At 71.1% G+C, this 26,968-nt stretch carries 23 protein-coding genes; 10 read left to right on the top strand and 13 right to left on the bottom strand.

Annotated elements, in window-relative coordinates:
* Positions 1–2: 2 nt before the first annotated feature.
* The 5 genes from EIY87_RS34690 to EIY87_RS34670 are packed head-to-tail and all read right to left on the bottom strand — an operon-like array spanning position 3 to position 5,161.
* Entirely contained in the window at positions 3–1,139 is a 1,137-nt protein-coding gene (locus EIY87_RS34690) for an alpha/beta hydrolase family protein (RefSeq protein ID WP_125314119.1), read from the bottom strand.
* Between the two features lie 19 nt (positions 1,140–1,158).
* Positions 1,159–2,115: a fumarylacetoacetate hydrolase family protein gene (locus EIY87_RS34685; protein ID WP_125314118.1), complete on the bottom strand. Its 957-nt coding sequence runs from the start codon at positions 2,113–2,115 to the stop codon at positions 1,159–1,161.
* Positions 2,116–2,117: 2 nt separating this feature from the next.
* Positions 2,118–3,056, bottom strand: a complete 939-nt coding sequence (locus tag EIY87_RS34680) for a VOC family protein (protein WP_125314117.1) — start codon at positions 3,054–3,056, stop codon at positions 2,118–2,120.
* A 14-nt stretch (positions 3,057–3,070) separates the two neighbouring features.
* Positions 3,071–4,186, bottom strand: coding sequence for an FAD-dependent oxidoreductase (locus EIY87_RS34675; protein ID WP_125314116.1), 1,116 nt, complete (start codon positions 4,184–4,186; stop codon positions 3,071–3,073).
* 15 nt (positions 4,187–4,201) lie between these two features.
* Entirely contained in the window at positions 4,202–5,161 is a 960-nt protein-coding gene (locus EIY87_RS34670) for a cyclase family protein (RefSeq protein ID WP_125314115.1), read from the bottom strand.
* An 84-nt stretch (positions 5,162–5,245) separates the two neighbouring features.
* Here EIY87_RS34670 and EIY87_RS34665 point away from each other — a divergent pair, with 84 nt between their 5' ends.
* Together EIY87_RS34665 and EIY87_RS34660 are read left to right on the top strand one after the other, a co-directional pair.
* Entirely contained in the window at positions 5,246–6,181 is a 936-nt protein-coding gene (locus EIY87_RS34665) for a LysR family transcriptional regulator (RefSeq protein WP_125314114.1), read from the top strand.
* Between the two features lie 69 nt (positions 6,182–6,250).
* Positions 6,251–7,459: an MFS transporter gene (locus tag EIY87_RS34660; protein WP_125314113.1), complete on the top strand. Its 1,209-nt coding sequence runs from the start codon at positions 6,251–6,253 to the stop codon at positions 7,457–7,459.
* Between the two features lie 153 nt (positions 7,460–7,612).
* On the opposite strand, the gene EIY87_RS34655 is transcribed toward EIY87_RS34660, so the two are convergent.
* Positions 7,613–8,206, bottom strand: coding sequence for an HSP18 transcriptional regulator (locus EIY87_RS34655; RefSeq protein WP_125314112.1), 594 nt, complete (start codon positions 8,204–8,206; stop codon positions 7,613–7,615).
* A gap of 98 nt (positions 8,207–8,304) precedes the next feature.
* On the opposite strand from EIY87_RS34655, the gene EIY87_RS34650 reads away from it, so the two are divergent.
* The 3 genes from EIY87_RS34650 (at position 8,305) to EIY87_RS34640 (ending at position 9,705) form a co-directional block, all read left to right on the top strand.
* Positions 8,305–8,748, top strand: a complete 444-nt coding sequence (locus tag EIY87_RS34650) for an Hsp20/alpha crystallin family protein (RefSeq protein WP_125314111.1) — start codon at positions 8,305–8,307, stop codon at positions 8,746–8,748.
* A gap of 64 nt (positions 8,749–8,812) precedes the next feature.
* Positions 8,813–9,244, top strand: coding sequence for a DUF6292 family protein (locus EIY87_RS34645; RefSeq protein ID WP_125314110.1), 432 nt, complete (start codon positions 8,813–8,815; stop codon positions 9,242–9,244).
* Positions 9,241–9,705 (top strand): DivIVA domain-containing protein, encoded by a 465-nt coding sequence (locus tag EIY87_RS34640; protein WP_125314109.1) that lies wholly within the window; start codon positions 9,241–9,243, stop codon positions 9,703–9,705. The genes EIY87_RS34645 and EIY87_RS34640 overlap by 4 nt, the downstream gene beginning before the upstream one ends.
* Before the next feature lie 193 nt (positions 9,706–9,898).
* On the opposite strand, the gene EIY87_RS34635 is transcribed toward EIY87_RS34640, so the two are convergent.
* From EIY87_RS34635 to EIY87_RS34625, 3 genes are all read right to left on the bottom strand, one after another.
* Positions 9,899–10,822 (bottom strand): NADP-dependent oxidoreductase, encoded by a 924-nt coding sequence (locus EIY87_RS34635; protein ID WP_125314108.1) that lies wholly within the window; start codon positions 10,820–10,822, stop codon positions 9,899–9,901.
* Between the two features lie 106 nt (positions 10,823–10,928).
* A complete protein-coding gene (locus tag EIY87_RS34630; protein ID WP_125314107.1) occupies positions 10,929–11,306 on the bottom strand; it encodes a MerR family transcriptional regulator in 378 nt (125 codons plus the stop codon).
* A 9-nt stretch (positions 11,307–11,315) separates the two neighbouring features.
* Complete coding sequence (locus tag EIY87_RS34625; RefSeq protein ID WP_125314106.1) at positions 11,316–12,188, bottom strand: NmrA family NAD(P)-binding protein; 873 nt, start codon at positions 12,186–12,188, stop codon at positions 11,316–11,318.
* Between the two features lie 71 nt (positions 12,189–12,259).
* On the opposite strand from EIY87_RS34625, the gene EIY87_RS34620 reads away from it, so the two are divergent.
* Both EIY87_RS34620 and EIY87_RS34615 read left to right on the top strand, forming a co-directional pair.
* Positions 12,260–12,871: a TetR/AcrR family transcriptional regulator gene (locus EIY87_RS34620; RefSeq protein ID WP_125314105.1), complete on the top strand. Its 612-nt coding sequence runs from the start codon at positions 12,260–12,262 to the stop codon at positions 12,869–12,871.
* Between the two features lie 133 nt (positions 12,872–13,004).
* Positions 13,005–14,462 carry a non-reducing end alpha-L-arabinofuranosidase family hydrolase gene (locus EIY87_RS34615; protein ID WP_125314104.1) on the top strand — a complete coding sequence of 486 codons (1,458 nt, stop codon included), beginning with the start codon at positions 13,005–13,007 and terminating at the stop codon, positions 14,460–14,462.
* Between the two features lie 404 nt (positions 14,463–14,866).
* Here the strand turns inward: EIY87_RS34615 and EIY87_RS34610 are convergent, their stop codons facing one another.
* The 4 genes from EIY87_RS34610 to EIY87_RS34595 all read right to left on the bottom strand — a co-directional run bounded on the left by EIY87_RS34610 (position 14,867) and on the right by EIY87_RS34595 (position 22,274).
* Entirely contained in the window at positions 14,867–16,270 is a 1,404-nt protein-coding gene (locus tag EIY87_RS34610; RefSeq protein WP_125314103.1) for an endo-1,4-beta-xylanase, read from the bottom strand.
* A 28-nt stretch (positions 16,271–16,298) separates the two neighbouring features.
* Positions 16,299–17,756, bottom strand: coding sequence for an arabinofuranosidase catalytic domain-containing protein (locus EIY87_RS34605; RefSeq protein ID WP_125314102.1), 1,458 nt, complete (start codon positions 17,754–17,756; stop codon positions 16,299–16,301).
* Between the two features lie 152 nt (positions 17,757–17,908).
* Positions 17,909–20,281 carry a ricin-type beta-trefoil lectin domain protein gene (locus tag EIY87_RS34600; RefSeq protein WP_125314101.1) on the bottom strand — a complete coding sequence of 791 codons (2,373 nt, stop codon included), beginning with the start codon at positions 20,279–20,281 and terminating at the stop codon, positions 17,909–17,911.
* A 25-nt stretch (positions 20,282–20,306) separates the two neighbouring features.
* Positions 20,307–22,274 (bottom strand): alpha-L-fucosidase, encoded by a 1,968-nt coding sequence (locus tag EIY87_RS34595; protein WP_125314100.1) that lies wholly within the window; start codon positions 22,272–22,274, stop codon positions 20,307–20,309.
* Positions 22,275–22,529: 255 nt separating this feature from the next.
* On the opposite strand from EIY87_RS34595, the gene EIY87_RS34590 reads away from it, so the two are divergent.
* From EIY87_RS34590 to EIY87_RS34580, 3 genes are all read left to right on the top strand, one after another.
* Positions 22,530–23,879: a glycoside hydrolase family 43 protein gene (locus tag EIY87_RS34590; RefSeq protein WP_125314099.1), complete on the top strand. Its 1,350-nt coding sequence runs from the start codon at positions 22,530–22,532 to the stop codon at positions 23,877–23,879.
* Between the two features lie 22 nt (positions 23,880–23,901).
* Positions 23,902–25,527, top strand: a complete 1,626-nt coding sequence (locus tag EIY87_RS34585) for a glycoside hydrolase family 27 protein (RefSeq protein ID WP_125314098.1) — start codon at positions 23,902–23,904, stop codon at positions 25,525–25,527.
* Positions 25,528–25,697: 170 nt separating this feature from the next.
* Positions 25,698–26,939 (top strand): extracellular catalytic domain type 1 short-chain-length polyhydroxyalkanoate depolymerase, encoded by a 1,242-nt coding sequence (locus EIY87_RS34580; RefSeq protein WP_125314097.1) that lies wholly within the window; start codon positions 25,698–25,700, stop codon positions 26,937–26,939.
* Positions 26,940–26,968 lie beyond the last annotated feature (29 nt).

Genomic DNA, 26,968 nt, shown 5'->3' with positions numbered 1-26,968 from the left:
TTTCAGCCGAGCACGTCGCTCACCCAGTCGGCGATGTAGGTGCTGACGTGGCCGAGGTGGTCCAGCCCGATGTGCTCGCTGGCCCCTTCCTCGGCGGTGAAGATCCGCAGGTCCCGCCGGGGGCTGCCGACCGCCTGCTCGTACGAACGGTGCGCGTATTCCAGGGGAATCTGCCGGTCGCGTTCGCCGTGGCAGATGAGGAACGGCACGGTGATGCGCTCGACGACGCCGTCCAAGTTGATCCGGTCGGCGAAGGCGATGAACTCGTCGAGGTCTTCGTAGCCCCAGACCCACCGGACGTGCTCCCAGTAGTGCGGCACCGGGCGCTCGCCTTCGCGTTCCAGCCGCCGCCGCTGCACCGCGCCCCAGTCGTGGTTGGCGCCCCACGCGACGACCAGCGCGAGCCGCTTCTCGAAGGCCGCCGCGCGCGGGGCGTAGTAGCCGCCGAGCGACCAGCCGACCAGGCCGATGCGGGCGGGGTCGACGTCGTCGCGGGTTTCGAGGTAGTCGACGCAGGCGCTCGCCCACGCCTCGGTGTCGACGCGGGCGGTGAGCCCCTGCACGCGCAGCGCCTCGCCGGAACCGGGGCAGTCGACCATCAGGCACGAGATCCCGCGCGCGGCCAGCTCTGCCCAGTGCCCGGAGGCGTACATGTGCTCCTTGGTGGAGTCCAGGCCGTTCCACATGATCATGACCGGGGCCCGCTCGCCGGCGGAGCTGAAGTACGCCGGCAGCGTGGTGCCCTCGTACGGGACTTCGACGCGCGTGATGCCCGGGTCCTTGAGGTCGAACGCCTTCTGCTGCAGCTCCAGCACGCGCCGGTAGCTGTCGAGCCGTCCCTCGGCGGAGGCGCTCTGGAGGCGTTCGGCCTGGGCGAGGTAGTTGGTGGCACGCGCGTAGAGCTGCCCGGCGGTCCGGCGGTGGCCGGCCTTCTCGGCTTCCTCGGCCTGGCCGACGAGCTGGTCGGTCAGCGCCGTCCACGCACGCAGGAAGTCCGGGGTTCCCGCGTCCTCGCCCCGGGTGGCCGCCTCTCGGATGGGGCGGCACGCCCGGTCGACCTCGTCGATGAGCCCGCCGCTGTTGAGCGTGGCGACGACGCCCAGGCTCCACGGGTAGTTCTCGGGGAAGTACTCGAACACTTCGGTCCTTTCGTCGTGGTCAACGGGTTCGGTGCCGCAGCCGCGGGCGGGCACGGGCCACCGGCGGCAGGGTGGTGCCGGCGACGACGGTGTTGCGGATCGTCCCCAGCCCCTCGACCGCCATCTCGACGACGTCGCCCGGCGCCAGCGGCGGGATTTCCCGGCCCCGGCCCCACAGCTCGGCCAGGCAGCCGCCGTTGCCGCAGGTTCCCGAGCCGAGCACGTCCCCGGCCCGGACCTGCGTGCCCCGCGAGGCGTAGGCGACCAGCTCGGCGAACGGCCAGCCCATGTTCGACAGCAGGTCGTGGCCGACGCGCACGCCGTTGACCGCGACGGTCATCTCGAGCGCGAGGAAGCCGTCCTCGTCGTGGTGCGCCGCCAGCTCGTCCGCGGTCACCAGCCACGGGCCCAGCGTCGTGGCGGAGTCCTTGCCCTTGGCCGGCCCGAGCTGGACCTTCATCTCGCGGCGCTGCAGGTCGCGGGCGGACCAGTCGTTGAGGATCGTGTACCCGAAGATCGCGTCCCGGGCCCGCGCGGGATCCAGGGACGCGCCGTCGCGGCCGACCACCGCGGCGACCTCCAGCTCGAAGTCGAACAGCGCGCAGCCCGGCGGAATCGGGACGTCGTCGTGGGCCCCGAGCAGCGCGTACGGGTTGGTGAAGTAGAACGTCGGGGCGTCGTACCACTCGGGCGGCACCCCGGCCCCGCCGGACACGCTCGCGACGACGCCTTCGACGTGCTCCTCGAAGGCCACGAAGTCCCGCACGGTGGGCGGTTCCAGCGGTGGCCGCAACCGCACCGCGGCCGGCGGCACGGCCGGTCCCCGCAGCGCCGCCGCCCCGGCTTCCAGCGCGGCGGGCAGCCCGGCGCGCACGAGGTCGAGCACGGTTGTGTGGTCCGGCAACGGGTGCAGCCCGTCCTCGCCGGCGACTCCGGCGTGGACGGTCCCGTCCTGCTCGTAGGTGGCGAACCGCACGGCTACACCGGCGGGGCGACGAAGAGACCCTTGTCCGGGTCGTTGAACGACTTGCGCGCGACGAACTCGTTCATCGCGTTCGCGGTCCCCCACTGGTCGGAGACCTCCGGCCGGCTGAAGTCGTAGAGGTGCGGGTGCCAGGTGTCCTCGTCGACCTCGTCCAGCTCCGTCGTGTACTCCAGGGTGTTGCCGTGCGGGTCGAGGAAGTAGGAGAACGTGTTGTTCCCGGCGAGGTGCCGTCCCGGACCCCAGATCTTTTCGACGCCGGCGCGCAGCAGGCGGCCGGTGCCGCGCATGTACTCGTCGAGCCCGCGCAGCTCGAAGGACGCGTGGTGCAGCGACGGGTGCGGGCCGCGGGCGATCGCGACGCTGTGGTGCCAGGCGTTGATCCGCAGGAACCACATCATCTCGCCCATCCGCGGGTGCATGAGCGTGTCCGAGAGCCGGAACCCGAGGTGGCGTTCGTAGAAGGCACGCGTGCCCTCGGGGTCCGCGGAGTTGATGACCACATGCGACAGTCGCACCGGGACGGACTCGCCGGCTTCGACCTTGCGGTGCGCGCGGATCGCGACGTCGGCGCTGACCTCGATCGTGCGGCCCTCGTTGTCGAAGAACCGGAAACCGTAGCCACCGCCCGGGGTCAGCAGGGTCCGGGGTTCGTGGACGAGGGTGACACCCGCGGTGGCCAGCCGGGCGGCGAGGGTGTCGACGTCGGCCGGGGTGGCCGCGCCGAACGCGATCAGGTCGATGCGCTTGTCCTCGGCCTGGCGCAGCCGGACGACGTACTGCTCGGGCGAGCCCGCCGCGGCGAGGAACGCGATGCCGGTGTCGGTGTGCTCGGTGTCCAGGCCCCAGGCGCCGGTGAAGAAGTCGCGCTGCCGGGCGAAGTCGGGCACGGCGAGGTCGACGTGCCGCAGGTGGGTGATCAGGCGGTCGGGCAAGGGAACCTCCGTGGTCAGGCGGGCTGGGAGACGAGTTCGGCGATCCGGTGCATGAGCCCGGGGACGTCGCCCGGCTCGCGGTCGAGCAGCCACCGGCCCAGCTGGTTCGACGCGTCGACGACGGCTTCGGCGCGGGCGTGGCGGCGGTCGGCGAACGCCGTCCACAGCCGCTCGTCCACGACGTCGTACGTGGTGAGCAGCTCGGCCAGCACCGCCGCGTCTTCTAGGGCCTGGGCGCCGCCCTGGGCGAGGGTGGGCGGGCAGGAGTGCGCGGCGTCGCCGATCAGCACGACCCGGCCGCGGTGCCACGGCGCCGGCAGGACGTGCGTTTCGAACCGGGTGTAGTGGATGCGGCCGGGGTCGTCGAGCGCGGCGCGGATCTCGTCCCACGGCCCGTGGTAGGCCGCCGCGAGCCGCCGCATCGTCGCCAGCCGCTCCCCCGGGGTCAGCCCGCCGCGGTCCTGCGCGTTCTCGACGAGGTAGGCGTAGAGCGAGTCTTCCCCGGTCGGGCAGTACCCGGCGATGTAGCACGGGCCGCCGTAGCAGAGGTCGGTCCGCGTGACCGACGCCGGGCGCGGGCCGAACGCGCGCCAGATCCCCATCCCCGTCGGCTTTGTCTCGAGCTGGATGCCGAGCAGCCGCCGGACGGTCGAGCGGATGCCGTCCGCGCCGACGACCAGGTCGTACCGGCCGGTCGAGCCGTCGGAGAACGTGACGGCGCCGTCTTCGCCGAGGCCGGTGACCGACCGTCCGAAGTGGAGTTTCACCCCCGCGTCGCGTGCCCGGTCGATGAGGATGCGCGCCAGTGCGGGCCGGGGCATGCCCAGTGCCGCGGGCAGGTCGGGGCCGCCGGTGCGGGCGTCGGGGAACTCGGCCAGCACCGTGCCGTCCGGGGCGCGCAGGCCCAGGCTGTCGAAGCAGTAGCCTTCTGCTCGCACGGCCGGCCAGACGCCGAGTTCGCGCAGCACGCGCAAGGCGTTGCCCTGCAACGTGATCCCCGACCCGAGCGCGCTGATCCCGGCGTCGGCCTCGACCAGGTCGACCGCGACTCCGCAGGCGGCGAGCAGGATCGCGGTGCCGGTTCCGGCGAGGCCCGCGCCGGCCACGAGGACCGTGTTCACGGCGGTCATGACAGGCTCCTTCGGTTACTTGACGGCGATGGGGGCGACCGGGGCGCCGACGGCGCCGGTCACGGGCAGCGGCGCGGCGGTCAGCCAGAACTCGTGGACGCCGTCGGCCGCGCAGTCCTCGGCGAGGGCGTCGAGGTCCCACATCTCCCCCAGGAACAGCCCGATGTGCGGGATGGCGACCTGGTGCAGCGGCTGGAACGCGTTGTCGAACTCGTTCGGCCGCACCTCGACGCCCCAGGTGTCGGTGGCGATCCCGGCGATCTCGGTGTCGTGCAGCCACTCCGCGGTGGTGAACGACAGGCCGGGCGAATCGCCGCCCGCGTAGTCACCCCAGCCCTCCCGGCGGGCCCGGGTGAGCCGGCCGGTCCGGACGAGGACGAGGTCGCCGCGGCCGACCCGGGCGGTGGTGCCGTGCGCGGCGATCGTGGCCTCGAGGTGCTCGACGGTGATCGCAAACCCGTCGGGCAGCTCGCCGCCGCCGAGCACGCGCCCGACGTCGAGCAGCACCCCGCGGCCGGCGAGCAGCCCGGCGGTCGTCTCGATCCCGGTCACCCGGTCGCCTTCGCTGGTGACGACGTCGCCCGCGCGGCGGCCGTTGTAGGCGACGCCGTGGTCGAAGATGTGGCCGAGCCCGTCCCACTGGGTCGAGGACTGCAGCGGCAGGAACACGACGTCGTCGGCGCCGCCGATCCCGTGCGGGAAGCCCTGCGTGCCGCGTTCGGCGTCCACGCCGGTGTCGAGCATCGTGTGCACCGGGTTCGTCCGGCGGCGCCAGCCCTTCTGCGGGCCGTCGGCGCCGAAGCGCTGCGCCAGGGAGAAGCTCGCGCCCCGCCGGACGAGCGCGGCGCCTTCCACGCGTTTGGCCTCGTCGAGGTGGTTCAGCGTGCCGAGCACGTCGTCCGGGCCCCACCGGCCCGCGTTCGAGCACCGTTTCGCCGCCGCCGCGATCGCGCCTTCGGGATCGTTTCGTTCCACGCCACCCAGGGTGGAGTGTGCGCGGACATCAGGGAAGACGAATCAGCTGATGCGCCACATCAGCGCGGTGGATATCCTGCCGCGATGAACCTCGGCACGCTGGACCTGAACCTGCTGGTCACGCTGGACGCGTTGCTCCAGCAGCGCAGCGTCACCCGCGCGGCCGAACAGGTGGGACTGAGCCAGCCGGCGGTCTCGGCGCAGCTCGCCCGGCTCCGCCGGCACTTCCACGACGAGCTGCTGACCCGCGTGGGCAACGCCTCCCGCCTGACGCCGCTGGCCGTCCAGCTGAAGGAGCGGGTGGGCGTCGCGTTGGCCGGCGTGGACCGGGTTTTCACCGCCGCGATCGATCCCGCGGCCACCACGCGCGAGTTCTCTTTCGTGGTCAGCGATTACGCCGCGGCGGTGCTCGGCCCGGCTCTCGCGGCGGTGCTCGACGAGCGGGCGCCCGGGGCCCGGCTGCGCCTGCTGGCGAACACCCCGCACGTGGTGGACGCGGCCGAGCAGGTGCTGGCGGGCCTCGACTTGTTGTTGCTGCCGCACGGTTTTCTCCAGGGCCTGCGGTACCAGGACCTCTACACCGACGAGTGGGTGTGCCTCGTCTCGGCCGACAACCCGGAGGTCGGCGACACCCTGACCGCCGGGCAGCTCGAAACGATGCCGTGGGTGGCCACCTACCACGGGCCGACGGCGTCGACCCCGGCCGCGCGGCAGATGCGCATGCTGGGCATCGAACCGCGCGTGCGGATCGTCACCGAGTCCTTTTTGGCCATTCCCGGCCTGGTCGCCGGCTCCGGCCGCGTCGCGTTGCTGCAACGGCGCCTGGCCGACCGGATCCCGGCCGCGCTCGGCGTCCGGGCGCTGCCGTGCCCGGTCGAGGTGAGCCCGTTGCTGGAGGCGATGTGGTGGCACCCGATCCACGACGACGACCCCGAGCACCGCTACCTGCGCGAGCTCGTCGCCGAGGCGGCGGCGGAAGTCGCCATCCACCGCGGTGATGCCGCACTTAACGAATCGTGATTTCCGTTCCAGGCCCGGGAAACCCAGACTTCTCCCCGTCCTGGACCACTGACGAATCTAGGTGCCGACATGCCCGCAAGCCCCGCTCCGCAGCACCCGGCCACCCGGCGATCGGCGGGGATGACGCAGCTTCTGCTCCTGCTGTCGGGCAGCTGCATGTCCGTGCTCGGAGCCGTCCTCATCGCCCCCGTCCTCCCGAGGCTGACCCAGGCCTTCGCGGACACCCCCGTCGTGGACGTCCTCGTCCCGCTGGTGCTCACCGCGCCCGCCTTGCTGATCGCGCTCACCGCGCCGTTCGCCGGCATCGCCGTCGACAAGATCGACCGGAAGCGGCTGCTGATCGCCGCGATGCTGGCCTACGCCGTGTTCGGCACCGCACCCCTGTACCTGGACTCGCTCGGCGCGATCCTCGCCAGCCGCGTCCTGGTCGGGCTGTGCGAAGGCGCGATCATGACCTGCTGCACGACCCTGATCGGCGACTACTGGTCCGGCGCACGCCGGGCGCGCTACCTGGCCCTGCAGACACTGGTCGCCACGCTGTCGGCGACCGCGTTCCTGGCCCTCGGCGGCGCACTGGGCGCGTCGAGCTGGCGCACGCCGTTCTGGCTGTACGCCGTCGCCGCGCCGCTCGCGATCCCGATGCTGGCCAAGCTGTGGCAACCGGGTGCGCCGACCGTGCACCAGCGCCTGCCGAAGCTTCCGTGGCGCGAGCTGGCCACGCCGTGCCTGGTCACCGTGTTCGGCGGCGTCGTCTTCTACGCCCTGATCGTCGAACTGCCTTACGTGCTCACCGAAGTCGGTGTCACCTCGACCGGAGCCATCGGGCTGGTCTCCGTGCTCATGTCACTGGGCACGGCAGGCGGCGCGCTGGCGTTCGGCCCGCTGGCCGGGAAGACCCCGCGGCTCCTGCTGCCGGTCGAATTCGGCCTGTCCGCCACCGGGTTCCTGCTCGTGTTCGCCGCGGCGTCCCCGGCGCTCATCACCGTCGGCGCGGTCCTCACGGGGTTCGGCACCGGGATGCTGTTGCCCACCTTGGTCACCTGGGCCGTCAAGCGGCTGGCGTTCGAACAGCGAGGCAGGGGTACCGGCCTGTGGACGAGCACGCTGTTCCTCGGCGAGTTCGCCTCCCCGCTCGCCATTTCCGCGATGGGCACGGCAACCGGCGGCACCCGGAGCGCGCTCGCCGTCCTCGGTGCCGTGACGGCGGTCGTGGCCGTGCTGACCGCGATCGCGGTGCGGCGCACCGAACAGCCACGGCACGTCTTCGACCCCGCCTGAGGCCACCGCCGTCGACGCCGCTCGGTGTGCTCACCGACCCGACGGGGCCAACCGACCGTGGCCCCGCCCGAGGTCACGGATCCTGACGCCGCTCGACCGCCGCAATCGGTCGCCGACACCTGCCGAGGCAACCGACCGCAACCCCGCCAGTGATCACCGCTCCCGACGCCGCTCCACCGCCGCACGCCGCAACCGCTCGGCGTGCTCGCCGATCTCCCCCACCCGCTGCGCCAACGGACCGTGATCGCGCTCGAGGTGCGTGCGGATCTCGGCCAGGGGTGGCAGCAGCCCGGTGACGTCGTCCTCGCCCAGTGCGGCGCCGAGGCGGGCGGCGCTCGCCTGACCGGCGTCGCCGAGGCCGCGCGCCGCGATGGCTTGCGCGGCCAGCTGCCGCAGCACCGCCGAGTTCCGGCGCGCCCACTCGGCGACCGCGCGGTCACCCGCTCGGCGGCCGCGTTCGGCGGCCACCCGCGCTTCGCCGGTCAGCTCGCCGTCCGGCGCGGGCCGCAACCGGAGGAACCGGCGCTCGGCCGCCTGCCGGCTCGCCACCCCCAGCGCCGGGGCGAGCGCGGCCCAGCTGACCCCGCCGGCCCGCGCCGCCGCGATCAGCTCCGGCTCCCACGAACCCAGCTGATCACGCAACGCCCGCAACCGGGTCAGCGCACCGAGCACGTCGTCCGGAGCGGCGCGGCCGGCCTGGGCCGCCCCGACGACGTCACTGATTCCGCGTAGTTCTTCGTCCTGCATTTGTCATCCTATCGACGACGTCACACTTGTCATCCAATTGATGACATGCTAGAAAAGCAGTGCGTGTTGACGCAAGACGACCCTGGAGGTGGACCCCGATGTTGATGCGCACCGACCCGTTCCGCGAACTGGACCGCTTCGCCCAGCAGGTGTTCGGCACCCCGGCACCGGGCACCTGGTCCCGCCCCGCCGCCATGCCACTGGACGCCTACCGCACCGGCGACGAGTTCGTGGTCAGCTTCGACCTGCCCGGCGTCGACCCCGGCGCCATCGAGCTCGACGTCGAACGGAACGTCCTGACCGTCAAGGCCGAACGGCGCCCGCTGCCGACCGGCGACGACGTCCGGCTGCAGGTTTCGGAACGGCCGCTGGGCGTGTTCTCGCGGCAGCTGTTCCTCGGCGACACCCTCGACACCGACCGGATCGCCGCCGACTACCACCAGGGTGTGCTCACCGTGCGCATCCCGATCGCCGAGCGGGCCAAGCCCCGGCGCATCGAAGTCACCGGCGCGAAGACCGAGCGGCAGCAGATCCAGGCCTGACCCGGTACCGCCGGGTGGCCGGACCGGTTCGGCCACCCGGCGCACGCGCACGAAGGACACGTCCATGACCACCCCGCTCCACCTCGGCCGGGGCAGCCACCCGGCCCTGGCCACGCTCCACGACTACCTGGCCGAAGTCACCACCGCCCTGGGCATCGGCATGGAGTCCTGCACCGTCGACCACGACACCCCGGTCTCCGCCTACGTCGCCCTCGACGAGCGCCTGCCCGGCTACCCCGACCGCGACGTCGCCCTGCTCTGGGACGAGGTCCACGGCTGGTCCGCCGCCGTCGAAACGCACTCCGGCGAAGACCTGATCGTCCTGCGGTACCTCGGCGGCAGCACCGTCACCCCGGCACCGGCGCGGATCACGCGGTTCCTCACCGCGCTGCAGGAGGACGACCACCGCATCGGCCGCCTCGATCCCCCGGTCCTGCGCACGGCCGGCGACCTGGACGAGCTGCGCACGACGCTCCGGGACCGGAGGGCGGCATGACGCTGCCCTTGCCGACCAGCTTCGCGCTCACCCTGCGCGGCTACGACCGCGAGCAGGTCGACGAGCACCTCGCCGAAACCCGGGAGGAACTGCGGCTGCTCACCCTCGACCGCGACGCCGCGCTCGCCGAAGCCGAAGCACTGGCCCGGCGGCTCGAAGCGGCGCGCACCGAAAACGACCGGCTGCGCGCCCGCCTGGACCGCCTCGCGGCCGCCCCGGCCGACCCGGCGGCGGTCGGCGACCGCGTCCGGCGGATGCTCGAACTCGCCCGCGCCGAGGCCGACGCCGTCGTGACGAGCGCCCGCCACCGCGCCGACGCGATCCTGGAGCAGGCCACCGCGGTGGAGCGGCGCGTCGCGGTCCGCCTGCGCGCGATCGACGACTACCTCGCCCGCGCGGAACACCTGCTGGCCGAGGAAGCCGAGCCGCCGGTGCGCACGAAGCACCTCACTGCCGCGTGAGGCCGGAAGTCGCGGCGGGCAACGAAAGCGTCGCACCGGCGGCGACGAGGCTCGGCAACGTCGCGGCGGCCCGCTCGGCAACGGCTTCGCCGACGTCTTGAATGAGTCATTCAGGTCTTCGGCGGTCCTGAATGAGTCATTCAAGACGCGGCAGGCCGCTCGCGAGGCACGGACATCGGCCGTCGCAAGGAGCTCACGTCACCTTGATGACCACCTTGCCCGCGGCGTGCCCCCGCTCGACAGTGGCCAGCGCGGCCGGGGCGTCGGACAGCGGGTGCACCGCGGTGATCACCGGCGCGAGGACGCCGTCCAGCGCCAGCTGCGCGGACCGCTCCAGGTTGGCCCGGTCCAGGCGGCGCTCGACGAACCGGCCACCCAGCTCGGCCACGGACTGGTCGCCCACGGAGATCACCGTCCGGGGCTCGCGCGCGAGCGGGGCGACCGTCCGCAGTGACGCGCCGCCGACCAGGTCGACGATGCCGTCGATGCCCGCCGGAACCAGCGAGCGCACCGTCGTGACGACGTCCTCCGCGGTGTAGTCGACGAACCGCACCCCGGCCGCCTCGGCCTGCTCGCGCTTCGCCGCGCTGCCGGTGCCGAGCACGCGCAGCCCGCGCGCCGCCGCCAGCCGGGCGACCGCCAGGCCGACGCCGCCGCCGACGCCGTTGACCAGGATCGTGGCGCCGGCCGGGAGGCCGAGCTGGTCGAGCGCGTCCACCGCGGTCGTGCCCGCCACCGGCAGCGTCGCCGCCACCGTCGCGGACAGCCCCGCCGGGATGCGCGCCGTGTTCGCCGCGGACAGCACCGTCGTCTCGGCGTACGTGCCGCCGCCGGTGAGCGCGAAGCCGAAGACCGCGTCACCCACCTCGAGCCCCTCGACGTCTTCGCCGAGGGCGAGCACGGTCCCGGCCGCCTCCATGCCCAGCACGCGGGGGAACGGGCGCCCGCCGTCGAGGCCGGGCACCAGTCCCGCGCGCAGGAGGTGGTCGAGGGGGTTCACGCCGGCGACGTCGACCCGGATCAGCACCTCACCGCGGCCGGGCGCGGGATCGGGGCGCTCGAAGAACTCCTGCACCTCGGATCCGCCGAACCCGCTGAAACCCCACGCCTGTCCCATTTTCCGCCGCCTTCCGGACACCCGGCCCGGTGTTTCCGGGCCCTGCGGCCATGCTGACCGCTGACACCGGTGTCAGGGGCAACCGGCTGAGGCGCGGGTCACAGCGTCAGGCCGACCGGGCGACCAGCTCCGCGCGGTGCCGGCTGTTGGCCGCGAGCACCACGTCGAGCGCGTCCCGGGACTCGGTCAACCGCGCGATCTCCCGGTCGATGCGGTCACGTTCGCGCATCATCGTCGCGAACGCCTCTTCGGCGACGTCCGGGTCGTCGGGGCTTTCCACGCACGGCAGCACGGTCGCGATCACCCGGCTGGACAGGCCCGCGTCGAACAGCTGCCGGATGAGCGAGACGCGCTCGACCGCCGAGCCGGCGTAGTGCCGTTGCCCGGCGCCGGAGCGCGAGCTGGTCAGCAAGCCCTGCTCTTCGTAGTACCGCAGGGAACGCGAACTCACGCCCGTACGCCGGGACAGCTCACCGATTCGCATACCCGAAGCCTACGTCAGCGCGGGCTTGAGGGTCTCTTCGGCGAATTCGCGGAACGTGGTCGGTGTGGTGTTCCCGGCGGTGCGCGGCGTGGCGTTGTTGATGCCGCGCTCCCCCGCGAGGTCCATGTCCATCATGGACCGGGCCATCGCCTCGGAGACGCCGCGCCCGGTGAGGAACCGCTGGACGGCGGCGCGTTCGGCGAGCTCGTAGCGGACCGGCTTGCCGAGGACGTCGCCGAGGATCCCGGTGATGTCGGCGTACGAAAGGTCTTCGCCGCCGAGGGACTCGACCGACTGCTGCCCGGTCCAGGTGTGGTCCAGGAGGTACCCGGCGGCGAGCGCGGCGATGTCCTTCGTCGCGATCCACGGCATCTTGAAGTCCGCGGGGAGCGTGCCCGGGAGGACGCCGTTCTCCAGCGTCGCCACCTGGCGGAGGATGTTGTCCATGAACGTCGGCAGCGCCAGCGCGCGCAGGTGGACACCGGTGCTGCGGAACAGGTCCTCCATCGCGTGCGAAGCCGACACGTGCCCGGCGTAGATCCGCGAACCGCGCCCGAGCGCCGAGACGATGACGACCCGCGGAACCGCGTGCCGCACCACGGCGTCGGCCCCCGGGATCGACGCGGTCACGTACGCCTCGTACGGGCTGCTCGCGGTCGCGTCCGCCGGCATGAGCCAGAACAACGCGTCGGCGCCGTCGAGGGCCCGGTCCAGGACGTCGGGATCGCGGTGCGACCCGACGACGACCTCCGCTCGCTCGCGCGCCTCGGCGGGCAGCTTGGCGGGGTCCCGGACGACGAGGCGGACCGGCTCGTCCCGCGTCAGCAGCGTCGCGACGAGCTTGCTGCCGATCCGGCCGGTCGGGGCGGTGATCACGATCATGGATGATGACTCCCGTCAGCACGAAGAACCAAAGTAAACTACACCGTACCGTATACTTTAGGTGGGACGCCATGGCCCGACGCGGGGAAGCGCTGCGCGAACACATCCTCGACACGGCGAAGCTCGCGTTCCTGGAGACCGGCTTCGAACGGACCTCCATGGACGCGATCGCGGCGCGCGCGGAAACGTCGAAGCGCTCCCTGTACGCGCACTTCCCGACCAAGGACGCGCTGTTCCAGGCGGTCGTCGACCGCATCCGCACCCTGTTCGCCGACCGGATGGGCACCCCCGCCGACTACGCCGAGCAGCCGGCGGAGGCGATCGTGCGGTACTGCGGGCGCTTCGTGCAGCTGTTGCGCTGGTCTTCGGTCGGGAGGATGGTCCGCCTCGGCATCGGCGAGGCCGACCGGCTGCCGGAACTGGCGGCGGGCCTCTTCGACGTCCTCTTCGGCGTCACGACCGGCAACCTCGCGGCCCACCTGGTGACCGCGTTCGGGCTCCCGGACGGCGAGGCCGAGGGCGTGGCGGAAGAACTGGTCGGCGTCGCGATCCACCCGACGCTCCCCCGCCTACTGTTCGGCGTCGAGCCGCTCACGGACGAGCTGCCGTCGCGAGCCGACCTGGCGGGCGAGGTCGACCTCGACCGGATCCGGCGGCTCCTCCACCGCGTCCTGCCCGTGTAACTTTCACGAACTCGACCGGTCCAGTGTCCGGACCCGGCGGCGAAGATTGACAACTCTTCCGCCCACAGCTCAGGCTGTCCCGGCTTATGTTAGCGATAACAGTCGTCTCGCAACGGGCTGGGAGAAGTTCACGATGGACAGAAGAAGTGTCAGCCGAAGGCGCCGATCCCGGATCGCCGCACTCGCCGCCGCGGGCACGGTCACGGCGGCGACGACGGTCGCGGTGACGCTGGGCGCCGGGCCGGCGATGGCCGACGTCACCGGCTCCCTGCGCGGGGTCGGTTCCGGCCGCTGCCTCGACGTGCCGAACGCCAGTCAGACCGACGGCACCGCGCTGCAGATCTACGACTGCTGGGGCGGTTCCGGCCAGCAGTGGACGTCGACTTCGAGCGGCCAGCTGACCGTGTTCGGCAGCAAGTGCCTGGACGTCCCGGGCAGCGCGACCACCGCGGGCACCCGGGTGCAGATCTGGACCTGTCACGGCGGCGCCAACCAGCAGTGGCGGGTGAACGCGGACGGCACCGTGGTCGGGACGCAGTCCGGGCTCTGCCTGGACGTCGCCAGCGCCGGCACGGCCAACGGCACCGCGGTGCAGCTGTGGACGTGCAACGGCGGCAGCAACCAGAAGTGGACGGGCCTGTCGGCCACGCCGACCACGACCCCGACCACGACCCCCACCGGCAGCGGCTGCTCCCTGCCCTCGACCTACCGCTGGTCGTCGACCGGCGTGCTGGCGACGCCGAAGAACGGGTGGGTCTCGCTCAAGGACTTCACCAACGTCGTCTACAACGGCAAGCACCTCGTCTACGCGTCGAACGTCTCGGGATCCACGTACGGTTCGATGGCCTTCACGCCGTTCACGAACTGGTCCGACATGGCGTCGGCCGGGCAGACGGGGATGAACCAGGGCACGGTGGCGCCCACGCTGTTCTACTTCGCGCCCAAGAACATCTGGGTGCTGGCCTACCAGTGGGGTGCGTGGCCGTTCATCTACCGGACGTCGAGCGACCCCACCAACCCCAACGGCTGGTCCTCGCCGCAGCCGCTGTTCACCGGCAGCATCTCCGGCTCCGGAACCGGGCCGATCGACCAGACGCTGATCGCGGACGGGTCGAACATGTACCTGTTCTTCGCCGGTGACAACGGCAAGATCTACCGGGCGAGCATGCCGCTCGGGAACTTCCCCGGCAGCTTCGGCTCGAACTACACGACCATCATGAGCGACTCGACGAACAACCTGTTCGAAGCGGTCCAGGTCTACAAGGTCCAGGGCCAGAACCAGTACCTCATGATCGTCGAGTCGATCGGCGCGAACGGGCGCTACTTCCGCTCGTACACGGCGAGCAGCCTCGGCGGCTCGTGGACCCCGCAGGCCACCAGCGAAAGCAACCCCTTCGCGGGCAAGGCCAACAGCGGCGCGAGCTGGACGAACGACATCAGCCACGGCGACCTGGTCCGCACCAACCCGGACCAGACCATGACCATCGACCCCTGCAACCTGCAACTGCTCTACCAGGGCAAGTCCCCGTCCGCGAGCGGTCCCTACGACCAGCTCCCGTGGCGGCCGGGTGTGCTGACGCTGCAGCGCTAGCGCGCCGACCGGGAACGCACCCAATGTGGCGTTCGGTGCGTTCAACGCACCGAACGCCACATTGGGGCGCAAGCGAACCCGCCACACCGGCCTCCCAGCCCCGACCACAACAACCCGGCGGCCAACTCACCGACCGGAACGGCCAACTCACCAACCTGCCGGCGAGTTGGCCGTTCCGGTGCGCGAGTTGGCCGCTGCGAGCGGTGAGCCGGCCGTTCCCGCTGACCACGGAGATCGACACGAGACCGTTCCCGGGGAGACCCCAGCCGCCCGCCGGCTGGGGTCCTTCTTGTTGCCGCGGCCGAACCGACGACACCATCGCCGCGGGCACGCAAAACAGCCGGCAGCACGGCACCCGACCCGGGATCCCGTGCTGCCGGCCAGTTCTCACAAACGCCGCGGACCTAGGCGGGCCCGCTCCACTGCTGGTTGCTCCCGCCGTTGCAGGTCCACACGATCACGGCGGTCCCGTTGGCGGTCGCCGCGCCGGTCACGTCCAGGCAGAGGCCCGACTGGCCGTTCGTGAGGGTGCCGTTGGTGTTCGACGTCCACTTCTGGCCGTTGCCGCCCGTGCAGTTCGCGATCACCGCGGCGGTGCCCGCGGCCGTGCCGCCGCCCGCGGTGTCCAGGCAGCGCTGCGAAGCACCCGAGTAGACGGTCAACGCCCCGCCGCTCGTGCGGGTCCACTGCTGGTTGGTTCCGCTGTGGCAGTCCCAGATCTGCAGTGCGGTCCCCGCCGTGGTCGACGAGTTCGGGACGTCCAGGCAGCGGTTCGCGGCGACCGCACGCAGCGCGGCACCACCTCCGCCGCCACCGCCGTTGAGCACGTCGAGGACCGCCGTGTAGGCCTGCTTCTTGCCGTAGTTGCCGTCGAACAGCAGTGGCGTGTCACCCGAGCGCCACGAGTACTTGTCCGTGACGCCCCAGACCGTGATGCCGGTGCACCGGGCCACCGCCTTGCACGCCTGAGTGACCTGCCGGTACACGTTCGCCTGGCCCGAACCCGAGCCGCCGACGTCCAGCTCGGTGATCTGGACGTCGACCCCGAGGTCGGCGAAGCGCTGCAGGTTCGACTGGTAGCTGCTCAGGTTGGAACTCGAACTCAGGTGGCTCTGGAAGCCCACGCAGTCGATCGGCACGCCGCGGCTCTTGAAGTCCCGGACCATGTTGTAGATCCCGGTGCTCTTCGCGTTGACCCCGTCGGTGTTGTAGTCGTTGTAGCAGAGCTTGGCGTTCGGGTCGGCCGTGCGGGCCGCGCGGAACGCCTCCTCGATGTAGCCGTCGCCGAGCTTCTGCTGGAACACCGACTGCCGTCGCGTGCCGTTCTCCTCGAACGCCTCGTTGACGACGTCCCACGCGTAGAGCTGGCCCTTCCAGTGGCCGGCGACCTGGGCGATGTGGTTCTGCATCGCCGACCGCAGGTTGCTCGCGTCCAGGCCGCTCACCCAGCCGGCGAGCTGCCCGTGCCACACCAGCGTGTGCCCGCGGATCTTCATGCCCTTGCTCCGGCCCTGGCTGACGATCTGCTCTCCCGGCCCGAAGTTGAACTGGTTCCGGTTCGGCTCGACCGTGGCCCACTTCATCTCGTTTTCCGGGGTGACGCCGTTGTGCTCCGCCGTCCACGTGTTCACATAGGCCGCTTCGCCGAGGTGGCTCGTGGAGATCGCGGCGCCGAAGTACCGGCCGCTCTGCGCCGCCGCCGCGCCGAGCGTGCTCGCCGCGTCCGCGGTGCCGGGGACCAGCAAGGCAGCCGCTGTCAGGCCGATGGCGGCGAGCGCGGTCCGCCACCGGGTCAGGCTCGTGGTCATCAGAACCTCGTTCCTTCGTCGAAGGTGCTCAACCCAGCGTCCACTGCTGGTTGCTGCCGCCGTTGCAGGTCCACAGCTCCACCAGCGCGCCGTTGGCCGTCGACGCGCTCGTCACGTCCAGGCACAGCCCGGACTGCGCGCCGGTGATCGTGCCGTTGGAGTTGACCGTCCACTGCTGGTTGGCCCCGCCGTGGCAGGACCAGGTCACCACCTTCGTCCCCGCGCTGGTCCCGTTGCCCGAGGCGTCCAGGCAGAGCGTCTGCCCGCCGACGGAGACCGTCAGCTGGTTCGACGACGTGCGGGTCCAGGTCTGGTTCGCCTGGCCGGAACAGCTGTAGATCTGCAGCTGGGTGCCCTGAGTGGTGGTCGATCCCGGGACGTCGAGGCACTTCCCGGCGCCGACCGCGTGCAGCGGCCCGGTGGTGGTGCCGCTGCCGCCGGTGCCGTAGCCGGCCGCGGTGATGTTGGCCTGCACGGCGTTCTCCGTGGCATCGGAGGGGTAGCCCGAAGTCATCACGCCTTCGTAGAACGTGCCCGCGGAGCCGATGCTGTTGTCGCCACCGGTGCCGAGGATGATCGCGCCTTCCTTGCGCATCGGGTTGTACCCGGACACGTTGGGGCGGGCGCCGTCGTAGAAGGTGGACAGGCCGCCGGACTGCGCGTTGCCGCCGCGGATGGCCCAGTGGTTGGGGCCGCCCTTGATGATCGCGGTCAGGTAGCGGTGGCTGATGCTGGGGTCGTTGGCGTTGTAGCGCTGGTTGATCCCGGAGAACAGGCCGTTCTCGAGGTCGGCCATGATCCACGGGCCGTTCCCGGCGCCGTAGCCCCACACCTTGATGTTGCCGAAGTAGATGGCCTCCATCGTGCCGTTGCCGTTGTCCCGGCTGTTGCGTTCGGCGTTGCCGTAGTCGAAGCAGCAGCCGCCGTTGTAGTGCGTGCCGTCGAAGATCGCGTACATGCCCTCCGGCTGGTCGCCGGTCGCGGTGCCCGTGGCGTTGTTGTTCCGGTACCCGGTGCCGGGAGCCACGAACACGCCGTACGCCTTCTGCCCGCCGACGGTGATCGGGGCGGCCGCCGCGTTGGCGAGGTTGTCGTACCCGCCGGCGGCCGGGCCCTGGAAGCCGCCCGGCGGGGCCTGCGTGAGGTGGTTGCCGCGGCCGGACTGGTCGTAGATGACGGTGATCAGGCACGTCGTCCCGGCGCAGAACGAGTCCTGGGTCGCCGCGTTCGCGACACCGCCCGCGCTCAGGACGCCGACGTCCCGCGTCGCGTTGTCCGATGCCCGCCGGACTTGGTAGAGCGCGCCGTTGTAGGCGCCGTACAGCGCCCGCGTCGTCGAATGGGCCGCCACGCACGGCGTGCCGCCGGTGGCGTAGATATCACACGGCCCCTGGGTGGCGGCCTGCGCCGGTGCGGCCAGCGCACCCGCGGCGAGCGCCACCGCGGCTCCCGTGGTCTGCAGCGACCTTCTCCATCGTGCTTTCATCGAACTCCTTTGTCCGAAGGGAAATGCTCCCGTCGCCGAGGTCCCCCGCGCCCGGGCGAACGGCCCGAGCGCCCCAATGTGGCCTTGGTTGCGTCTTGCGCACCGAAGGGCCCCTTGGGTGCGTCTGACGCACCGAAGGCCACATTGGGGCGCTAGCTCCGGGCCCATTTCTGGGCGTCGCTGCCGGTGCAGGCCTGCAGGGTCACCGGCGCGCTGTTCGCGGTGCCGCTCGGCGCGAGGCACAGTCCGGATGGGACACCGGTGATCGTGCCGTCGGCGTTCGCGTTCCACTGCTGGTTGGTGCCGCCCGTGCAGTCCCAGATGATCGCCCGGGTGCCGGGAGCCGTACTCGCGCCTTCCGCGTCGAGGCACTTCGCGCCGTACACCAGCAGCTGCTTCCCCGAGGTGAGCGTCCACTGCTGGTTGCCGCCCCCGTTGCAGTCCCACAGCGTGACCTGGGTGCCGTTCGTCTGGGACACGTTGGGGACGTCGAGGCAGCGGCCCGAACCGGTGTTGCGCAGGACCGACGTCGACCCGCCGCCCGAGCCGGTCACGGCGAGGTTGTCCAACTGGGCGGTCTCCCCCGTGCTGGTACCGATCCCGACCTGACCGGCCGGGAAGGTCGAGTCGGTGACGGTCCCGAGCACGGTGCCGTCGACAGAAGCGGTGATGCTGCTGCCGGAGAAGCCCAGCGCCAGCTTGTGCCAGCGGTTCGTGCCCAGCGCGGTCGTGGTGCCGCTGCGCAGCGTCGTGACCTGCTGGCTGGTGTTGTTGCGCTGGATCGACCACGCGCCGGTGTCGCTGATCCGCAGGTAGTACGCGTTCACCGCGCCCTGGTTGCCGGTGTCCTGCGAGCCGACGCGGCCGAGCAGCTGGACCGACCCGGACTTCTCCAGCAGCACGTCCGCGTTGACCGTGTAGTTGCTCCAGGCCACGTTGCCCAGCAGCGCGTAGGGATCGACGAACTTCTTCCAGGGGATCGTCTTCTGCGGCGCGGCCTGGCGCACGCAGGTACCCGCGCGCCCGGCACCGCAGGCGGACGTCTCGAACGCGCCCTCCATGTCCATCAGGTACTTGGCTTCCTTGCCGGTCGCGTACCCGTCGAAGTCGTCGTTGTAGGGCAGGTTCAGCGAACCCTGCGACGGGCTGGTCGCGGTGCCCTTGCCCTGCCCCGTGGTGGTCGTGATCGTGTACAGGTAGCCGGGCTGGGCGGTGAGGGAGAACGCTCCCCCGGACGGCGTGATGTCGGCCGTGTGCTTGAAGAAGTCCGCGGAGTTGTTCGAGTTGAGGTTGGTCGCCCACACGTGCACCTGGCCGGTCGACAGCCCGCCGGTGACGTTCAGGTTCAGCGTCTGGGCCGAGGTGGCGTCCATCGTTTCGATGACCGTGCTGTAGTCACCGGAGCTCGGGGACCGCAGCGAGACGTAGCTGCCGTTGGCGCGGTTGCCGCCGAGGTAGCCGCTGGACGAGTCGAGGTACTTCCAGCCGGGCGCGGTGAACTGCGTGGTGTGCGCGAGCGCCCAGGCGTCCTTGCCGACCGAGTAGTAGCCCGACCACGGCTGGTTGGCCAGCACCAGGCCCACGGTCGGCCACGGGATGTTCGGCGTGGTGGCGGCGATGAGGTCCCAGTTGAGGTAGGCGGTCATCTTGCCGTCGAGGTAGACGCGGTTGATGCCGCGGGCCAGCGGCTTGGCACCGTCGTTGTAGTCCTGGGAGCCGTTTTCGCTGGACCACAACGTCTTGCCGGTGCCCGTGACGCTCGAGGGGACGCTGCACGACGTCTGCGCGCTGAGGTAGCCGCAGGTGTAGTGGGCGCTGAGGACGTCGGTCGCGTTGCGGTAGGCCGTGTTCGTCGAGATCGCGCTCGCCGGTCCCCAGTCCCCCGGCCACGAGTCGCCGGAGATGACCTTGACCGCGCTGTACCCGTTGGCGTTGAGCGCGTTGCGCAGCGTCACGGTCCAGTCCGCGCTCCACTGCTTCTCGTTCTGGACGCTGGTCAGGTAGTCGATGGTGAGCCCGTGCTGCTTCGCACAGCCGAGCCACGAGAGGTAGTAGTCGGTCAGGTCGTTGGAGAAGAACGTGCCGTTGCCGATCCAGCCCGGCGCGCCCCACGGCAGGCCCACGAGCTTGATGCCGGGGTTGCGTGCCTTGGCCTGCTCCATGATCCACCACTCGTACCCGCGGTTGCAGTCGAGGTCACCGCGGAAGTGGGCGTGGCTGGGTTCCGCGCCGCTGGTCGAGTTGGTGTCCCCGCCCATCTCCACCTTGAGGATCTGCAGCGCGGCGCCGTAGCCGGGCTTGAAGAGGTAGTCGAGGATCTGGCCGCGCTGGGGCTCGGGGTAGTCGATCAGCAGGCGGCTGTTGCCGCCCCCGCCGCTGACCGCGCCGACGCCGTCGAACGTGCGCCCGGCCGACCCGCCGTTGATCGTGATCGAGGTGGCGGCCCCGGCGGGCGCGGTGGCGGCCACCAGGCCGGCGGCCAGGACGACGGCGGCGACCACCAGCCGCAGCAGGGTTCTGAACATGGCAGCTCTCTTCCGACGAAGGGGATCAGACGGCCGTGACGGTCCACTGGTTGTTGGTGCTGCCGTTCGGGGCCCACAGGACCACGGCCGAGCCGACCGTCGTGGTGCCCGCGCCGTCGAGCGCGGTGCCGGTGGCCCGGTTGACGATCTGGTAGCGCCCGTTGCCGAGCGCCACGAGCCGCCACTGCTGGTTGTCGCTCCCGGTCCACGCAGCCTGCACGGCGTTGACGCCGTTGCCGGTGCGGCCGGCACTGTCGGCGACCATGCCGTTGGTGCGGTTGACGATCCGGTGGTAGCCGGTGCCCAGGTCGACCAGCTGCCAGTGCAGGTTGGTGGAACCGTCGTAGGACCACTGCTTGAGCACCGATCCGGCCGCGACGTTCCCGCCGCTGTCGAGCACGAGACCGGTCGTGACGTTGGCGATCCGCACCCAGCTCGTCGGGACCGGACCCGAGCCCAAGGCCGGGATCTGGCCGGAGAACGTCAGCTTCACCACGTACGCCGGGGCGCTGAACGGCGTCGACGGCAGCCGGATGTGCAGCCCGGAGCCGTCCTGGGTGCGGTCGGGCAGGTCGGTGTACGACCCGGCCGCGGAGCCGAGCAGCTGCACGGACTTCAGCGAGCCGAGGTTGATCCGGCCTGAGGCGAGAGTGGTGATGTCCAGCGTGCCGTTCGGCCAGCCCATGACGGTGGCGTAGAGGACGGTGTTGTCCTTGCTGCGGGTGAACCGGATGTCGCGGTTGGTGCCCTCGCGCGGCGTCGTGAACGAGCCGCCGCCCATCTGCGTCGGGCCCTCGCCGTAGGCCGACCAGGCGCGGGTGGCGTAGATCGACTCGCCGAAGCGGGCGAGGTAGTCGCCGATGCCGAGCAGGATCGTCCGCTGCCCGGACGGGATGGTGCCGTCGGCCATCGGCGCGATGTTGAGCAGCATCGTGCCGTTCTTGCTGACGCGGTCGATGAGCGAATGCAGCATCGCCTTCATCGAGTAGTAGCCGATTCCGGTCGTGTAGCACCAGCTGGAGCTGGAGATGCTGTCGTCGGTCAGCCAGTACGGGTTCTGGATGTCGCCCGGCCCACCGCGTTCGAAGTCGAAAACCTCACCCCGGTTGTTGAAGCCGTCCTTGTAGGTCGCCACGACGTCCTTGTTCCACCCGACGGCCTTGTTGTAGTAGTACGCCAGGAAGTTCAGCCGCCGTGACTCGTCGACTCGGGGCAGGTTGAAGTCCTGCCACAGCAAGTCGGGCTGGTAGCCGTCGATCACCTCGGCCAGCTTGTCGTACCAGAGCTGGTTTTCCGCCGCCGAACCCAGCTGGCCGTACAGCTTGCGCAGGCTGGCGTCCGACTGCGCGGGCACGTGGTCGTAGTAGCCGGTGAAGTGGTAGGCGTGGTGCAGCGACACCATGAACTTCAGGCCACGGGCGCGAATCGCGTCGGCGTGCAACCGCACGAGGTCCAGCCGCGGCCCCTTCGCGACGGAGTTCCACTCGTTGACGGCGCTGTTCCACATGGAGAAGCCGTCGTGGTGCTCGGCGACCGGTCCGGCGAACTTCGCGCCGGCGTCGGCGAACAGCTGCGCCCACTCCGCCGGGTCGAAGTTCCCGCCCGCGGACTTGAGCTTCGGCGCGAACTGCACCCAGTTGCCCGCCTTGTCCCGGGCCCCGTTGACGAAGTTGTGGTACGGCCACGCCGACGGGTCGCCGTACACCGCCTTGTGGTGGTTGTTCTCGCTGGACCCGCTGACGTACATGTTCCGCGGGTACCACTCGTTGCCGAACGCGGGGACGCTGAAGACGCCCCAGTGGAAGTAGATGCCGAACTTGGCGTCCTGGAACCATTCCGCGGCAGGCGGGTGCTGGTCGACCGACGACCAGGCAGGCGTGTAGCTGCTCGGCCCGGCGGTGGCGGCGGCGATGCCCCCGCGCAGGAGACCGGCCGCCGCCGCGCCGCCCACCGTGAACAGGCCCAGTGCTGTGCGACGGCTGAACTCGGGCATGGCGCAAGCCTCCTCGGCACCGAAATAAGTTAGCGCTAACACGTTCTGTGTAGGCTCGCGCGAGGCCGGTGGTCAAGCCTTTCCCGGCGCGGGAAACGGGGAACGCGGCGAACTCCCAGCGTGAACCACACGGGGTGAGGTGTAACTTTCACGCACTGCGGCAAATGCTTGTGAGCGTGAACATCGGCGTGCCAAACTGCTCCTCGCCTGGCCTCGGAGCGCGAGCAACGGTGACCACGAATCGAAGGAGCACCCGTGAAAGTCGGCACCCTCGTCGTCGCGCTGCTGTGCGCGCTCGGGCTGTTCCCGGCCGTCGCCGCGGCGGACAACCCGATCATCCAGACGATCTACACCGCCGATCCCGCACCGCTGGTGTACAACGGCCGCGTCTACCTCTACACCGGCCACGACGAAGACGGTTCGACGAACTTCACCATGAAGGAATGGCGGGTGTGGTCGTCGGCGGACATGGTCAACTGGACCGACCACGGATCGCCGTTGAACCTCGCCAGTTTCAGCTGGGCGAGCGCCAACGCCTGGGCGGGCCAGACCGTGTACCGGAACGGCAAGTTCTACTGGTACGTCCCGATGACGGTCCGGGCGACCGGCGCGATGGGGATCGGCGTGGCCGTATCGACCAGCCCGACCGGGCCGTTCAGCGACGCGCTCGGGCACCCGCTCGTCGCCAACGGCGAGTTCGACCCCACGGTGTTCGTCGACGACGACGGGCAGGCGTACCTGTACTGGGGCAACCCGCACCTGTGGTACGTGAAGCTGAACCCCGACATGATCTCCTACTCCGGCGGGGTGAACCAGATCCCGCTCACCACCGCCGGGTTCGGCACGCGCACGGGGAACACGAGCCGGCCGACGCTGTTCGAGGAAGGCCCCTGGGTCTACAAGCGCAACGGCTTGTACTACAACGTTTTCGCGGCGAAGTGCTGCTCCGAGTTCATCGGCTACTCGACCGCGCCCGGCCCCACCGGGCCGTGGACCTACCGCGGGACGGTCATGCCCACCCAGGGCAGCAGCTTCACCAACCACCCGGGCGTGATCGACTTCAACGGCGGTTCGTACTTCTTCTACCACAACGGCGCCCTGCCCGGCGGCGGTGGCTACACGCGCTCGGTGGCCGTGGAGAAGTTCGCCTACAACGCCGACGGCTCGATCCCGACGATCAATATGACCACCACGGGCGCACCGCAGGTCGGCACGTTGAACCCGTACACGCGGCAAGAGGCCGAGACGATCGCCTGGGAGTCCGGCGTCGAGACCGAGCCGTCCAGCGAAGGCGGGATGAACGTCGGCTACCTCGAGAACGGGGACTGGATCAAGGTCAAGGGCGCCGCGTTCGGTTCCGGCGCGCGGTCCTTCACCGCGCGGGTCGCCTCCGCGGCGGCCGGCGGGCGGATCGAGCTGCGGCTGGACAGCACCGGCGGCACCCTGGCCGGCACCTGCACCGTCGGGGGCACCGGCGGCTGGCAGACGTGGACCAGCGTGTCCTGCCCGGTCTCGGGAGCCACCGGGACCCACGACCTGTACCTCCGGTTCACCGGCGGCAGCGGTTACCTGTTCAACGTGAACTGGTGGCAGTTCGCCGCCTGACGACTCCCGGAAAGGGGCGACGATGCCCGTTCGACTCCGCCACCTGCTCACCGCCGCGGCCGCCGCACTGGCCGTGGTCACCGTCCCGGCGACCGCCGAGGCCGCGCCCGGCAGCCCGGCCCTCACCCCGCCGCTGGGCTGGAACAGCTGGAACAGCTTCGGCTGCGGCGTCACCGAAACCGCCGTCCGCCAGGCGGCCGACGCGATGGTCTCGTCCGGGATGAAGGACGCGGGCTACCAGTACGTCGTCGTCGACGACTGCTGGTTCGACCCGCAACGCGACTCCCAGAGCGCGCTGCGCGCCAACGCGTCGAAGTTCCCGAGCGGCATGAAAGCGCTGGGCGACTACATCCACAGCCGGGGCCTGAAGTTCGGCATCTACCAGGTGCCGACCGACCGCACCTGCGCCCAGCGGACCGGTACCTACCCCGGGTCCACCGGCAGCCAGGGGCACGAGGCCCAGGACGCGCGCACCTTCGCGTCGTGGGGCGTGGACTACCTCAAGTACGACTGGTGCTCCCCCGCCGGCACGCGCGACGAGCAGGTCACCCGGTTCACGGTGATGCGCGACGCGGTGCGCGCCACCGGGCGGCCGATCGTCTACAGCATCAACCCCAACAGCTACCACGCGATCACCGGCGACAAGTACGACTGGGGCCAGGTCGCGGACCTCTGGCGCACCACCGAGGACCTCCTCGACATCTGGCAGAACGGCAACACCAACAGCTACCCGATGGGCGTGGGCAACGTCCTCGACGTCACGGCCCCGCTGGCCGCGCAGGCCGGCCCCGGGCACTGGAACGACCCGGACATGCTCGTCGTCGGCAGGCCCGGGCTGTCCCTGACCGAATCCCGCGCGCACTTCACCCTGTGGGCGCTGATGGCCGCGCCGCTGATGGCGGGCAACGACATCCGCACGATGTCGGCCGACATCAGCGCGGTGCTGCGGAACCCGCGCCTGCTGGCGGTCGACCAGGACCGGCTCGGCGCCGGCGGCCGCCGCGTCCGCGACGACGGCGACGTCGAGGTCTTCGCCAAGCCGCTGTCCGACGGCTCGGTGGCGGTCGGCCTGCTCAACCGCGGCGGCGCCACGGCCACGGTGAGCACGACCGCGGCGCAGGCGGGGCTGTCCGGCACGGCGTTCACGCTGACCGACCTGTGGACCGGCGCGACGTCGACGACTGGCGGGACGATCAGCGCGAGCGTGCCCGCGCACGGTGCCGCGGCGTACCGGGTGTCCGGCGGCACCCCGCTGGCCGCCACGACGTCCCGGCTGCGCGGGGCGGGTTCCGGGCGTTGCCTCGACGTCGACAACGCGTCGACGGCCGCCGGCGCGGGCACGCTGATCTGGGACTGCCAGACCGCGGCGAACCAGCTGTGGACCACCTGGCCGAACGGCGAGGTCCGCGTGTTCGGCGACAAGTGCCTCGACGCCGACCACCAGGGCACCACCAACGGCACGCGGGTGATCAGCTGGCCGTGCACCGGGCAGGACAACCAGAAGTGGACGTTCGGCGCGGACGGGTCGGTGCGGAACGTCCATTCGGGACTGTGCCTGGACGCCGAAGGGGCGGCCACCGCGAACGGGACGCACGCGATCCTGTGGAGCTGCAACGGGCAGGCGAACCAGCGGTGGAGCCGCGCCTGACCCCGCCCCGCCGCGAGCGGGCGCCGGGGCCGACCGTGCGCTTCGCCGACGTCTTGAATGACTCATTCAGGTCTTCGGAGGTCCTGAATGACTCATTCAAGACACCACGGAGCCACCCGGCGCACCATTGCCGGGCCTCTGCCGCCCCAACCGAGGGAAGGAGAACCACGATGGCCGGACTGAAAACCACGCTCGCCGCCGTCCTGCTGCTCGCCGTCACGGGGATCGCCGCCCCGCCGGCGGCGGCCGCTTCCCTGGTGGAGGTGACCGCCTTCGGCGACAACCCGGGCGGGATGCGCATGCACGTCTACGTGCCGGACTCACACCCGGCCCGGCCCGCGGTCGTGGTCGCCATGCACGGCTGCGGCGGCTCGGGCCCCGGCTTCTACTCGGGCAGCGAATTCGCGTCGCTCGCCGACCGGTACGGGTTCCTCGTCATCTACCCCAGCGCCCAGCAGGAGGCCGGTTTCGGGAAGTGCTTCGACACGTGGTCCGACGCGGCCAAGCACCGCGGCGGCGGCAGCGACCCGGTCTCGATCGTTTCGATGGTGACCTACGCCGAACAGCACTACGGCGCCGACCCGGACCGGGTCTTCGCCACCGGCTCGTCCTCCGGCGGCATGATGACCAACGAAATGCTCGCCCTCTACCCCGACGTGTTCCGGGCCGGTGCGGCTTTCATGGGCGTGCCCTTCGACTGCTTCGCCGGCGCCGCGGACTACCCGCCGGGCACCAGCAAGTGCACCGGCGGCAGCATGAACCGGACCCCGCAGCAGTGGGGCGACGCCGTCCGCCAGGCGTACCCGGGCTACAGCGGCCCCCGCCCGCGCGTCCAGCTGTGGCACGGCACCGCCGACACCCTGGTGCCCTACTCGCTGCTGCAGGAGGAGATCGAGCAGTGGACGGACGTGTTCGGCCTGAGCCAGGCACCGACGGCCACCGACACCCCGCAGCCGGGCTGGCAGCGCCGCCGGTACGGCGACACCGTGGAGGCGTACAGCATCCAGGGCGCCGGGCACAGCCTCCCGTCCACCGGCATGGCCGCCCAGGCCATCGCGTTCTTCGGGCTCGCCGGGACGGTCACGGACCCGGCCGGTTCGTGCGCGGTCACGGCCACCGTGTCCGCCTGGAACACCGGCTTGACGGAGAACCTCACCATCACGAACACCGGCAGCGCGCCGATCGACGGCTGGTCCCTCGCCTTCACCCTGCCGGCCGGCCAGCGGGTCACGTCGGGCTGGGGCGCCACCTACTCCCCCGTCTCGGGCCAGGTGACGGCACGCAACGCCGCCTACAACCCGGTCCTCGCCCCGAACGCCTCGACCACGATCGGCTTCCAGGCCACCCACACCGGCGACCCGGCCGCGCCGACGGCCTTCGCGCTCAACGGCACCACCTGTTCCGTCCGCTGACCCGATGACGCCGAACGCCCGGGCCGCCC

The sequence above is a fragment of the Amycolatopsis eburnea genome, from assembly GCF_003937945.1.
Taxonomy (GTDB): Bacteria; Actinomycetota; Actinomycetes; order Mycobacteriales; family Pseudonocardiaceae; genus Amycolatopsis; species Amycolatopsis eburnea.
The sequence above is the reverse complement of the archived record's forward strand: the minus strand, read 5'-3'. Positions and strand labels throughout refer to the sequence as shown.